The following is a 12,772-nucleotide window of genomic DNA, read 5'->3' on the forward strand; positions in this document are numbered from 1 at the left end:
CCAGTCAGTTCCGAGTTACCTTGTACCAACACCGATAACGGATGCCCGGTGTGAAGTGAAAGCGCGGGTTTCCATGTTTCTCCCTTGAATTCGCGTCCATTGAGTGAAATGCAGAGACTAAATGGTGACAGTGACATATCTTCATTAACCTTTCCCACACCTTTGCGCTAAGAAGAAACAGCCGAAGTGGGAGATAATGAGCGCGTGAGTGAAATATCTTTAGGCATCCCCGCAGTAAAGACGTCTCCGTTCCCGCGTAAGAAGACGCGGTCGATCATGGTTGGAGATGTTCGCGTTGGTGGTGGCGCCCCCGTTTCTGTCCAGTCGATGACCACAACGAAAACCCACGACATCGGTGCAACTTTGCAGCAGATTGCAGAGCTCACCGCAGCAGGGTGCGACATCGTTCGTGTCGCATGCCCGACGGATAAGGACGCTGAGGCGCTTGCGATCATCGCACAGCAATCGCGTATCCCCGTTATCGCGGATATTCACTTCAACCCGAAGTACGTGTTTGCAGCCATTGATGCGGGCTGTGGAGCTGTCCGCGTGAACCCCGGTAACATCCGCAAGTTCGACGACCAGGTGAAAGAAATCTGTAAGGCGGCATCCGACGCCGGTGTTTCTTTGCGCATTGGCGTGAATGCTGGTTCGCTGGATCCTCGTCTGCTGAAGAAGTACGGCAAGGCGACTCCCGAGGCCCTCGTTGAATCGGCAGTCTGGGAAGCGTCACTGTTCGAAGAAAATGACTTCCACGACTTCAAGATCTCCGTGAAGCACCATGATGTTCTCACCATGGTTGAGGCATACCGCCAGCTGTCGGAAAAGGGCGACTGGCCACTGCACCTCGGTGTGACCGAAGCCGGTCCCGCATTCCAAGGCACCATCAAGTCGGTGTCCGCATTCTCGGTTCTTCTTTCAGAAGGCATTGGTGACACGATCCGCGTGTCCTTGTCTGCGCCTCCGGTCGAGGAAGTCAAGGTTGGCACCAAGCTTCTTGAATACATGGGGCTTCGTGATCGCACTCTTGAAATCGTTTCATGCCCGTCATGTGGCCGCGCGCAAGTTGACGTGTGGACCTTGGCAGAAAACGTCACCGAAGGTCTCAAGGAATTGACCGTTCCGTTGCGTGTTGCCGTCATGGGGTGCGTCGTTAACGGACCTGGTGAAGCTCGCGAAGCCGACCTTGGTGTCGCGTCGGGCAACGGCAAGGGCCAGATCTTCATTCGCGGTGAAGTTGTTGACACCGTTCCCGAAGATCAGATCGTTGAAACTCTGATTGCTCGCGCACACGCGCTAGCTGAAGAAATGGGTCTGACTGAGGGGGATGGTCAAGTCGAAGTTATTCCCGTCGGTCGCTAAGAAAAGGACTTGAAAGAATGAAAAAATCACGTGCCTTCGGTCTGGGACTGCTTGCAACCGGCGCCTCACTGTACGCCACCGGTTTCCTGAAACGTCTGGGTCTGACCGCTTCAGAAGCCTTGATTTCACTTCCCGGTGATCTTCTTGTGCCCCGCGCTGACGTTCAGGTTGATCGAGCAGTTCGAATTAACGCTCCGGCTTCTACTGTCTGGTCGATCATCGAAGCTGCTCTTGAAGACGAATCCTTGCTAAAGGCTAAAGAGGAAGAATCGTGCATCATCCTGAATGCTCCCAAGCCTGGAACCGAGGGTGAAGAAATCGATCAGATGGGAACGTGCGTTCTTGCCCTGCTCGACTTGGGTAATGGTCGCACGATGCTCCATATGCGCGAACGTCACACCAGCGACGGAACCAACCTTGACAAGGCAAAGCTCTACGGATTGCTTTCCCTTGAAACCTACGGGGCGATGATGATGCTTCGCGACATCCGTAAGGCAGCTGAGTCCATCTAACGTTCTGAATCAGACGCGTGGCGCGTTCGACGGTTACACTAGAGAAACCGTCGTGGCTCGCCAAAATCGTTTGTGCTAGACGGGCTGGTCCAAAGGAGGACATATGGCGCCGTGGGCTGGCGTAGCAATGCTCGTAGTAACTGGCCTTACCATCATTGTTGGCTGGTGCTGGGTATGGGCTGGTCTCACTCGTCGTACACGCGTCGTTGCCATGGAACGATTGTTCCCGTATAGCCCCACTCCAGTTATTCCTCAGATCCAAGCGATCATTTGGCCGGCTGTGCCCGTTGTTGGGTGCCTGTGGATCGCAGTCGGTGCCTACAGTGCTCAGACCATCATCGGCCACGAGACACTGTTCGAACGCACTATTGTCATCTTCCTTTTTGCATTGGTTCCCTTGATCGCTGTCTGGATTATGTGTGGACAGAGCCTGCCAACATGGATGTACCCCGGCTGGCGAGCAGAGCACTATTACCGAACACACCCTAAAGTCGCCGAAAAAGAACTCAATGCTCGTACGGCTAGGCGCTTCGTGGGCGTGAGAGCCTGAACGTCAATGTGTGAGAAAAGAGGAGCTCGGCCTCGTCGATGACCTCAAGGTGCACACCACTGACGTGGTGCACTAATCTTGAAGGCGTGCTGAGAACTCTATCGTCATACTTTGTGCGCACTTTGCGCGAAGACCCAGCTGACGCTGAGGTCGATTCCCACAAGCTCCTTGTTCGTGCCGGCTACATCCGACGCACTGCCCCCGGTATCTACACGTGGTTGCCTCTTGGCCTGCGCGTTCTGCGCAAGGTCGAAGGCATCGTCCGTGAAGAAATGGATCGCATGGGCGCTCAGGAAGTTCACTTCCCGGGTCTGATCCCGGCAGAGCCCTACAAGGCAACGAACCGTTGGGAAGAATACGGTCCGACGCTGTTCAAGCTGAACGACCGCAAGGCGGGGGATTACCTGCTGGCTCCCACCCATGAGGAAATGTTCACCCTACTGGTGAAAGACATGTATTCCTCATACAAGGATCTGCCGACCACCCTGTACCAGATTCAGACGAAGTATCGCGACGAAGCTCGCCCGCGTGCAGGCCTGATTCGAGGTCGCGAATTCGTCATGAAGGATGCCTATTCCTTCGATCTTACCGACGAGGGCCTGGACGCTTCCTATAATGCGCAGCGCGAGACCTACCAGCGGATCTTCAATCGCCTTGGTCTTGAATTCGTCATCGTGTCCGCAATGTCGGGCGCCATGGGTGGCTCGCGTTCGGAAGAATTCCTGCACCCCAGCCCGATCGGCGAAGACACCTTCGTTCGTTCACCCGGTGGTTATGCAGCAAACGCTGAGGCAGTGACGACGTCGGCACCGGCTCCGGTCGATGCGTCCAACGTGGGTCCGGCTCGCGTTGTTCCGACCCCGGATTGTGCGACCATTGAGTCCCTCGTTGATCTGCTGAACGCACAATACCCGCGTGAAGACGGTCGTGCATGGACCTCAGCTGACACGTTGAAGAATGTTGTCGTCGTTCTGACCCAGCCTGACGGCTCGCGTGAACTGCTCGTCATTGGCCTGCCCGGTGACCGTGAGGTCGACATGAAGCGCCTCGAAGCAGCTGTCGCACCCGCCGAAGTTGAAATGGCAACCGACAAGGACTTCGAGGACCACCCCGAACTGGTCCGTGGCTACATTGGCCCGCAGGTGATCGGACCGAACTCGCCGGCACGTACAACCGACGAGGACGGGAACCCGACCGGTTCCGTCCGCTATCTTGTGGATCCTCGCGTCGTTGAGGGCACCACCTGGGTGACCGGCGCAAACCAGGATCGTCACCATGTGATCGACCTGGTTATGGGACGCGATTTTGCAGTCGACGGCACCATCGAGGCCGCCGAGGTTCGCGAAGGCGATCAGGCTCCCGACGGTTCAGGTTCGCTTCACCTCGAACGAGGCATCGAAATTGGCCACATTTTCCAGCTTGGTCGCAAGTATGCGGAGGCTCTGGGCCTGACGGTTCTCGACGAGAACGGCAAGTCCCAGGTTGTCACCATGGGCTCGTACGGCATCGGCGTTTCCCGCGTGCTCGCAGCACTCGCTGAGTCGAACCACGACGATAAGGGTTTGGCGTGGCCGGCTCAGATCGCACCGTTCGACGTGCACGTTCTGGCAACCGGTAAGGGCGATGAGCTCTTCGACACTGCCAAGGGCCTCGCTGAAGAACTCGAAGCCGCCGGCATGGACGTCCTCTACGATGATCGTCGCAAGGTCTCGGCTGGCGTCAAGTTCGCTGACGCCGAGCTCATCGGTATTCCACTGGCTCTGGTTGTTGGCCGTGGCCTGAAGGATGGTCTGGTCGAGGTTCGTCAGCGCGCCACCGGTGAAAAGACCGAAATGCCACTCGCGCAGGCCGTTGAAGCTCTGAAGGCTGCTCACGCTGAGATTCTTGGAGGCAAATGATGGCAATCCGCGATATTCGCATCATCGGCGATCCGATTCTGCGCACCCAGTGCGATCCGATCACGGATATTGATGCTTCGGTGAAGCTGCTGGTCGAGGATCTGCTTGAAGGTGTTGACATGGAAGGCCGCGCAGGTCTTGCCGCCAACCAGATCGGTGTCGGTCTTCGTGCGTTCTCGTGGAACATTGACGGCGAAATCGGCTACGTCCTCAACCCGAAGATTGTGGAACTGTCGGCTGACGAATTCCAAGACGGTGATGAAGGGTGCCTGTCAGTTCCTGATCTCTGGTATCCGACCGAACGCGCGTGGTATGCGCGCGTCGAAGGCATCAACCTGGACGGTAAGACGATCGTTGTTGAAGGTGAAGAGCTGATGGCTCGTTGCCTGCAGCACGAGTGCGATCACTTGGATGGCATGATCTACATTGATCGCCTGGATCGTAAGACTCGTAAGAAGGCTTTGAGGGACATTCGTAACTCACACTTCTGATCGAGTCGTTGCAACGCCGTCGCACCCTCTTGCTATATGGTGCGACGGCGTTTACAGTTAAATTACACCGTTGTGAGATGTGGCAGTGCTAGTTGAGGGCGTAGGGGAAGACGATCCTCAAAGACTATGGAGGTCACATTGAGAGGGACATACACCCGCGGTGTACTTTTCGTGCATTCAACACCGCCCGCGCTGTGCCCACATATCGAATGGGCAGTTGGTACGGCTCTCGGTCAAGATGTGCGTCTTCAGTGGACCGCGCAAGACGCTGCTCCCGGCATGGTGCGTTGCGAGTTCTCGTGGGTCGGACCGGTCGACTCGGGTGCGCGCCTCGCCTCAGCTCTGCGTGGCTGGGAACACCTGCGCTACGAGGTCACCGAAGAAGCCACGGCTTCCACGGACGGTGGTCGCTGGGCTCATACTCCATCACTCGGCATCTTCCACTCGCAGATGGACACTGTCGGAAACGTCGTCGTTCCTGAAGACCGTATTCGTGCCGCCATTGAGAGCGCCACGAATTACGAGGAATTGCGCGAAGGCCTTGATCTTGCCCTCGGACAAGCGTGGGACGATGAGCTGGAATCCTTCCGTCACGCCGGTGCCGGCGCACCGGTTCGCTATCTGAATTCCAAGGTCGGCTAACCGGTGGGTTCGATCGCTGACCTGCTCGGGTACACGCTCAACGCTGAAGGGGAGAAGTCCGATATCTCCCCTGAAACAGGCGGTGCGATCAATGAAGCGGGGGAGGCCTCGTCCCCTAAAACTGAGCACGCGCGTGAGGTGACGATGGATGCCATCTTGGAATTTGTCGACCTTGCCCCCGAAGATGCGCGCGGTGACCTGACGCTGAAAAAGGATCTGGATATCGATACGTTGGTCAGGTACGCGATCGTTGCACGCATTGAACACGAGTTGAAGCTATCGATTCGAGATACTGAGGTTGAAGCGTGGGAGACATTGGACGATGTGCTTTCCGGTGTTGCGGGCATGTGTAGGTGAAACCGCGTTCGAGGACCGTCTTTTCATCTTCTTTGATTTCGGTCAAGAAAAGGTGATGAGACGGTTTTTCTTTTGTGTAGTTTCGGCAAGTCGTGGACTTTCGTCCTAGATTTACGTCACCATAGATAGCGCAACACAGTAGTGAAGCTGAGCATGCTCACAAGCATCGCTCAGTACACGTAACCACAGACGAAGGAGTCGCAGGTGAGGGAAACGAAGCGTATCGAGGAAGACCTCTTGGGCGCACGAGAAGTTCCGCTCGAGGTTTACTGGGGTATTCACACGCTCCGCGCAATCGAGAACTATCAGATCTCCGGTTCGACAATCGCTGAGGAACCTGAATTTGTCCGTGGCATGGTTGCCGTCAAGAAAGCGTCAGCAATGGCGAACCGGAAGCTGGGGACACTGAGCGACACAATCGCCGATGCGATTATTTGGGCGTGCGACGAAATCCTGGAAGATGGGCGCTGTTTGGATCAGTTCCCGATCGACGTGTTCCAAGGTGGTGCGGGCACCAGCGTCAATATGAATACAAACGAAGTTGTCGCTAACCTTGCGCTGGAACACCTAGGGTACGCGAAGGGACGCTACGCGCACATCAACCCGAATGATCACGTCAACAAGTCTCAGTCGACAAACGACGCCTATCCCACCGGCTTCCGCTTGGGCTTGTACAAGAAGGTCGACGATCTGGTGGATGAACTCGAGCGTTTGATCGAATCTTTCACATCGAAGGGCTTGCAGTTCCGCGACGTCATCAAGATGGGGCGCACTCAGCTACAGGATGCCGTCCCTATGAGCCTAGGCAAAGAGTTTGAAGCATTCAGTGTGCTCTTGGGTGAAGAGATCCCGCGTCTGCGTAACAACTCGGCGCTACTGCTGGAAGTTAACCTTGGCGCGACCGCTATTGGCACTGGCCTGAATACTCCTGACGGATATCAGGACACCGTCGTTCACTGCCTGCGTGAGGTCACGGGACTGCCGATCAGGGGAGCGGACGACCTGTTGGAAGCAACCTCCGATACTGGTGCCTACGTGTCGATGCACGCCTCCATTAAACGTCTTGCGGTTAAACTATCGAAGATCTGCAATGACCTGCGACTTCTGTCGTCTGGACCTCGTGCGGGCTTGGGTGAAATTCGCTTGCCTGAACGCGCTGCCGGATCGTCGATTATGCCGGCGAAGGTGAACCCGGTGATCCCGGAGGTCGTGAACCAGGTGTGCTTCAAGGTGATGGGCAACGATGTGGCGCTGACCTTCGCGGCTGAAGCTGGCCAGTTGCAACTGAACGTCATGGAGCCGGTAATCGGCCAAACTCTGTTTGAGTCCATCAACCTGCTGGCGAACGCGATACGGACCCTGCGTGAGCTCTGCGTCATCGGCATCGAGGCAAACGAGGATGTCTGTCGTAACAATGTCCTGAACTCGATCGGTATTGTCACCTACCTTAACGAGGTGATCGGGCACGCGAACGGTGACGCGGTTGGTCGCGAGTGTGCGCGTAGTGGTCGCAACGTTCGCGAGGTTGTTCTTGAAATGGGACTTCTGGACGAGGCTGCGCTGGATGAACTGCTCAGCGTTGAAAACCTGTTGCGCCCGAAGTACCGCGACATGAGATACTACTCGGGTGGCGACCCGTCGGTCGTGGAATTGGAGGACGAAGAGTAATCGTTCATATGGCGTCGCACGCTCGGCGCATAAAAAACTGCTGGGACACTCGGGTGAGCATCCCAGCAGTTTTCGTTTGTCTTATTGACGAGGCCTGACGCGGCGACTGAGCGCCGCGTCAGGGTAGTAGTTCGTCTTAGTGTGCCTGGTCTGCAACAGAATCGATTCCGCAGTTGAACAGGTCGTAGCGCGTAATTGCCTGAGCAACGACGCTACGATCGATCTTGCCCTGATCGGCGAGAGTCTGCAGGGTGCGAACGACCAGCGACTCAGCGTCGATGTGGAAGAAGCGACGTGCTGCACGGCGGGTGTCGGAAATACCGAAGCCGTCGGCACCGAGCACACGGTACTCGCCGGGCACCCACTGGCGGATCAGATCCTGGGTCAGCGTGTCGAAGTCGGAGGTTGCGATGAATGGGCCTTCGCAACCGGCCAGTTTCTGCGTGAGGTACGCGGTGCGCGGTGCTTCCTCCGGGTGGAGGAAGTTGTGCTCGTCGGCATCCAGGCCGTCGCGTCGCAGTTCGTTCCACGAGGTAACTGACCACACGGCTGCGTCAACGCCCCAGTCTTCAGCAAGCATGCGCTTGGCGTCGCGTGCCCACGGCACACCCACGCCGGAAGCGAGTAGCTGGACCTTGTGGCCCTGGCCTGAGTGATCCTCGACCTTGTAGATACCCTTCTTGATACCTTCAACGTCAACGTTCTGAGGCTCTGCAGGCTGGTGAATCGGCTCGTTGTAGACGGTGATGTAGTACATGACGTTCGGGTCACGACCATCGTTCTCACCGTACATGCGTGCCAGGCCGTCCTCCATGATGTAACGGAGTTCGTAGGCGTATGCCGGGTCGTAGGAGACGAACGCGCGGTTGGTGGAAGCCAGAACCTGTGAGTTGCCATCCATGTGCTGCAGGCCTTCGCCGGCGAGCGTGGTACGACCAGCGGTTGCACCGATGACGAAGCCTTTCGCCATCTGGTCGCCGGCAGCCCAGAACTGGTCGCCGGTGCGCTGGAAACCGAACATCGAGTAGAAGATGTAAACGGGAACCATCGGCAGGTTGTGGGTCGCATATGCGGTGCCAACAGCCTGGAAGGCAGCGGCGGAGCCGGCCTCGGTGATGCCCGTGTGGAGAACCTGACCCTGCTCGGATTCCTTGTAGGAGAGCATCATGTCAGCGTCAACGGCCGTGTAATTCTGGCCGTGCGTGTTGAAGATCTTTGCGGACGGGAAGATCGCGTCGAGGCCGAAGGTACGGGCTTCGTCAGGAATGATCGGGACGAAGTAACGGCCAACCTGCTTGTCCTTGAAGAGGTCCTTGAACAGGCGAACGAGTGCCATGGTTGTTGCGACCTCGAGTGGGCCGGAGCCCTTCGACAGACCCTCGAACGGCTTGGTCGGCAACGGTGGTAGCTTCGGCTGACGGTCGTCACGACGCTCGGGAACCCAACCGCCAAGCTTCTCGCGACGCTCCTTCATGTAGAGGAGTGCCGGATCGTCCTCAGACGGCTTGTAGTACGGAGGCATGTAGGGATCGCGTTCGAGCTCTGCGTCCGTGATCGGAATCTGTAGACGATCTCGTAGCTGCTTCGCATCTTCCAGCGTCAGCTTCTTCATCTGGTGGGTTGAGTTACGACCTGCGAAGTGCGAACCAAGAGCGTAGCCCTTAATGGTATGCGCCAGAATGACGGTCGGTTGGCCGGTGTGCTCCATCGCTGCCTTGTAAGCGGCGTAGACCTTGCGGTAGTCGTGGCCACCGCGCTGCAGTGCCCAGATCTGGTCGTCGGTCCAGTTCTGAACCATGGCCTTGGTGCGCGGGTCGCGACCGAAGAAGTGCTCGCGAACGTATGCGCCGTCGTTGGCCTTGAAGGTCTGGTAGTCGCCGTCGAGCGTGTCGTTCATGACGTGGACAAGAGCGTCGTCCTTGTCGGAGGCGAGCAGCTGATCCCAGCCACGGCCCCAGATGACCTTGATGACGTTCCAGCCGGCGCCCTTGAAGAAGGCTTCCAGTTCCTGGATGATCTTGCCGTTACCGCGGACCGGGCCGTCGAGGCGCTGCAGGTTGCAGTTGACGACGAAGGTCAGGTTGTCGAGGGCCTGCTGGGCGGCAAGCTGGAGCATGCCACGCGATTCAGGCTCGTCCATTTCACCGTCACCGATGAATGCCCAGGTGTGCTGTTGCGACGTGTCCTTGATGCCACGCAGGTGCAGGTAGCGGTCGAACCATGCCTGATAGATGGCTTCTGCCGGGCCGAGGCCCAGCGAAACGGTCGGGAACTCCCAGAAGTCGGGGAGCTGGCGCGGGTGCGGATACGAGGGCAGACCGTGTTCGGTCGATGCCTGCTGCCGGAAGCCGTCCATTTCTTCTTCGGAAAGACGACCTTCGACGAACGCACGTGCGTAGGGACCCGGAGAGGCATGGCCTTGGAAGAAGACATGGTCGCCACCGCCCGGGTGATCCTTACCGCGGAAGAAGTGGTTTAAACCAACTTCGTACAGGGTGGCAACGGATGCGTAGGACGAGATGTGTCCGCCGACCTTGACGCCGGGGCGCTGTGCGCGCGTCACCTGGACGGCTGCGTTCCAGCGGATCCAACGGCGGTACTGGCGCTCCATGGCCTCGTCACCGGGGAAGTAGGGCTCTTCGTGCACCGGGATGGTGTTGACGTAAGGAGTCGTGTATTCCTGCGGTACATGGACGCCCTGGTGGCGTGCCTGATCCAGCATGTGAAGCAGGATGTAGCGGGCGCGCGGACCACCCTTTTCGTCGATCAATCCGGACAGTGACTCAATCCATTCGGCGGTCTCTGCCGGATCGTTGTCCGGAACCTGGCTAATCAGGCCGTTAACAACGGGATGGTTTTCGCTCAAGTGACTCACGAATCCCCTCTGGTATTGCTTAGCTTTTACGGTGGTGCACGGCTTCGTGCCCTCGTTCCTATTGTCCACTGTTCGGGCTCTTCATGCGACCCCTACAGGGACTTCTGACCCATGAGTAATGCCTCATTATTGCACGCTGTGCCATTGGGAAGATGTGCCCGACCTTTCCGCTGGTCTTCACGGCGTGGACAAATGGAGTTTCAGCAGTGATGTGCAATACGATAAAAGGGTGTTAGATACTTCAGCGCTCCGTGCGCTCACGCCGAAGGGTGGTTGTTCATCATGGCGGTGAGCCTCGGTTTCACACTGGGACAGATTGTTCAAGAGTTTTACGTCGACGATGACGCTGACCAGCAGATTCGCGTCTCCATTGAATCCGAGACAGGCGAACAGCTCGTCGACGAGGACTACGGAGATGTCGTTGACGGTGCCATCGTGTGGTGGCGTGCAGATGATGCTGAAGAAGATGATCTTGCCGACCTTCTGGTTGACGCTCTGTCGAACCTTGATGACGGTGGTCTGATCTGGGTCTTTATCCCGAAGCCGGGTCGTGCTGGAACCGTTCCTGTTGCTGATGTTGAAGAAGCTGCGAAGGTTGCGGGATTGCATTCCACGTCCGCTGCCTCGGTTGGTAATGACTGGGCGGGTATTCGTTTGACGGCTCGTCCTCGGGGTCGTTGATTTAGTCTCAAAAAGCCACTGGGATTCGCGCGAGAAACGCAAGCCCAGTATGCTTTCGACTGTTCCCGTAAGTGTACGGGCAACGGGCCTGTAGCTCAGTTGGTCAGAGCGCTGCGTTTACACCGCAGATGTCGTCGGTTCGAATCCGGCCGGGCCCACTTTTTGTACCCACGTGCTTTCCCCTTTGCGTTTTGTCGCCGAGACTCCCGCGAACCTCGTGAATAAGCCCTCAAGGTCAGCGCTTGTAGCTCGCCCACTTCAGGATCAGAGCGTTGAAAACTCCCGGTATCAGCGCGAAGACTCAAATGTATTTCCATGCGTTGAGGACGTGCTACAGGAAAGCTCGACGTTCATCCCGAAGAAATCGGTGATAACAGTGCCGATTGTCAGCAGGATCGACACGATCATCGAAATCGACAATTTGTCGTTGCGGTTGTTGTTCGACATGGGCGAGCGGTGAGCAAAATTGATGACGATGCCATCACCCATCAATAGAGGTCAGAGGGGAGTCACCTGCTGCGCCTGACACATCGAATGAGTGGAAACGAAAGCCACGCGGATGCGGGTACTTCGCATCTAGCCAGTTGTTGTCTTTTGCTAGCACGCAACGTAATCGAGAACCTTCACGGACCCAAACAAATGGGCGCGGTCAGCTTTCTGTTCGTTGTTGTGATTTGAAGTGCCGATGAAAGGCGGATTCATTAAGACACGTTGTTGATATGAAGTGACGCGACACCTCCGGTTGCCCAAGGTGGATGCAAGCGCGCGTCGGGTGGGTGTGTGGTTAGATTTCGCCACGATCAAGGTAATCGCCGAGGGCTTTTCCATCCGCGTCACGCCAGAGGGCGCGGGCGTTAGCGCTGTTGCCGTTGAAGCACACGGCCGCTTGATTCGGTGAGGAGGACGCAATGTCTGTGGTGGTCACGTTTCCGTCCACGGCCTTGGCATATCGTTCTCTCAACTTGGCCTCGTGGTCTGCTTTCACTGGGCGTAGCCAGCTACCTTTCTTGAACCCCCACGCTTCGCCACTCTTGACCAGGGTGGCGCGTTTTTCCTCGCGACGGTGGCTGTAGAACTCAACGCTCACATCGCGGATCGGGCCGCGCGATTCAATTGGACCATCCTCGTTCGCTCCGAGGGTGACGTCGTGGTGTTCCGCGGTTGCCACTGGTGGCTCAAGCACCATCATGCCCATGGGCGCCATCATCAGTCTGGTGTTTGAGACGATAGTGCTAATTCGGTTCCTCAGGTGTTCGCGCACACGTCCAGCGTGGGCACCGGTCGCATTTGCGATTGTGGTGCGACCAGCTTCACGGGCCAAAGTGATGAAGGTGTCCTCGAGCAGACCGAGCTCGGTGGCGGCGAAGTCTTCTGATGGAGCGACAAGGAGTATGGCCTTGCGACAGAAGCGGTGCTTGTCGTTCCGCAAGTTCTCGAGAATGTATTTGATAGTGCCATCGTTTGTAATGTAGTAAGACATATGTGACACTTTCAACAAAATAAAAGAGGTGCTCTGATACAATGTGTTTGAACAAAAACCGTTGTATCGAGAGGAGCACCTCTTGGGTAAAATTATAGTAACAAAGATTTATTTAATCAAATTAATTTTGCGAAGAAAATTTGATGATTTGACGAAGTGGAGCTTAGAGGCAAGCGGAGCGTACATAAAGTACTCGAGCATTGCCGAGGAAGGGTCGAGTCAAAGGGCGAATTTTATTGCAAAATAGGCTACGATG

The 12,772-nt window shown here is 56.7% G+C and carries 12 protein-coding genes and 1 tRNA gene; 10 read left to right on the forward strand and 3 right to left on the reverse strand.

Features of this window, described 5'->3' with window-relative positions:
- Positions 1-186: 186 nt before the first annotated feature.
- The 8 genes from ispG (at position 187) to aspA (ending at position 7,480) form a co-directional block, all read left to right on the forward strand.
- Positions 187-1,362: a flavodoxin-dependent (E)-4-hydroxy-3-methylbut-2-enyl-diphosphate synthase gene (gene ispG / locus QP381_RS00305; RefSeq protein ID WP_006681161.1), complete on the forward strand. Its 1,176-nt coding sequence runs from the start codon at positions 187-189 to the stop codon at positions 1,360-1,362.
- 17 nt (positions 1,363-1,379) lie between these two features.
- Positions 1,380-1,874 (forward strand): hypothetical protein, encoded by a 495-nt coding sequence (locus tag QP381_RS00310; protein ID WP_285067336.1) that lies wholly within the window; start codon positions 1,380-1,382, stop codon positions 1,872-1,874.
- A gap of 103 nt (positions 1,875-1,977) precedes the next feature.
- Positions 1,978-2,424 (forward strand): hypothetical protein, encoded by a 447-nt coding sequence (locus tag QP381_RS00315; protein ID WP_006681159.1) that lies wholly within the window; start codon positions 1,978-1,980, stop codon positions 2,422-2,424.
- 86 nt (positions 2,425-2,510) lie between these two features.
- Entirely contained in the window at positions 2,511-4,322 is a 1,812-nt protein-coding gene (locus QP381_RS00320; protein WP_285067338.1) for a proline--tRNA ligase, read from the forward strand.
- Positions 4,322-4,813, forward strand: a complete 492-nt coding sequence (gene def / locus QP381_RS00325) for a peptide deformylase (protein WP_006681157.1) — start codon at positions 4,322-4,324, stop codon at positions 4,811-4,813. The genes QP381_RS00320 and def overlap by 1 nt, the downstream gene beginning before the upstream one ends.
- A gap of 138 nt (positions 4,814-4,951) precedes the next feature.
- Positions 4,952-5,455: a DUF3145 domain-containing protein gene (locus QP381_RS00330; RefSeq protein WP_006681156.1), complete on the forward strand. Its 504-nt coding sequence runs from the start codon at positions 4,952-4,954 to the stop codon at positions 5,453-5,455.
- Between the two features lie 3 nt (positions 5,456-5,458).
- On the forward strand, positions 5,459-5,812 hold the full coding sequence (locus QP381_RS00335; RefSeq protein ID WP_285067339.1) for an acyl carrier protein: 354 nt from the start codon (positions 5,459-5,461) through the stop codon (positions 5,810-5,812).
- Between the two features lie 204 nt (positions 5,813-6,016).
- Positions 6,017-7,480 carry an aspartate ammonia-lyase gene (gene aspA, locus QP381_RS00340; RefSeq protein WP_006681154.1) on the forward strand — a complete coding sequence of 488 codons (1,464 nt, stop codon included), beginning with the start codon at positions 6,017-6,019 and terminating at the stop codon, positions 7,478-7,480.
- Between the two features lie 136 nt (positions 7,481-7,616).
- On the opposite strand, the gene aceE is transcribed toward aspA, so the two are convergent.
- Positions 7,617-10,355: a pyruvate dehydrogenase (acetyl-transferring), homodimeric type gene (gene aceE / locus QP381_RS00345; RefSeq protein WP_285067340.1), complete on the reverse strand. Its 2,739-nt coding sequence runs from the start codon at positions 10,353-10,355 to the stop codon at positions 7,617-7,619.
- Between the two features lie 282 nt (positions 10,356-10,637).
- On the opposite strand from aceE, the gene QP381_RS00350 reads away from it, so the two are divergent.
- Positions 10,638-11,036: a DUF3052 domain-containing protein gene (locus tag QP381_RS00350; RefSeq protein WP_103631863.1), complete on the forward strand. Its 399-nt coding sequence runs from the start codon at positions 10,638-10,640 to the stop codon at positions 11,034-11,036.
- A gap of 84 nt (positions 11,037-11,120) precedes the next feature.
- Positions 11,121-11,194, forward strand: a tRNA-Val gene (locus tag QP381_RS00355).
- Positions 11,195-11,324: 130 nt separating this feature from the next.
- On the opposite strand, the gene QP381_RS00360 is transcribed toward QP381_RS00355, so the two are convergent.
- Both QP381_RS00360 and QP381_RS00365 read right to left on the reverse strand, forming a co-directional pair.
- Positions 11,325-11,525, reverse strand: coding sequence for a hypothetical protein (locus tag QP381_RS00360; protein WP_101627842.1), 201 nt, complete (start codon positions 11,523-11,525; stop codon positions 11,325-11,327).
- A 295-nt stretch (positions 11,526-11,820) separates the two neighbouring features.
- The gene (locus tag QP381_RS00365; protein ID WP_285067341.1) at positions 11,821-12,516 is read right to left on the reverse strand and encodes a DUF4357 domain-containing protein; all 696 of its coding nucleotides are present in this window, start codon (positions 12,514-12,516) and stop codon (positions 11,821-11,823) included.
- Positions 12,517-12,772: the final 256 nt, after the last annotated feature.

Source organism: Pauljensenia sp. UMB6358 (assembly GCF_030216865.1).
In the GTDB taxonomy this organism is placed as follows: Bacteria; Actinomycetota; Actinomycetes; order Actinomycetales; family Actinomycetaceae; genus Pauljensenia; species Pauljensenia turicensis_A.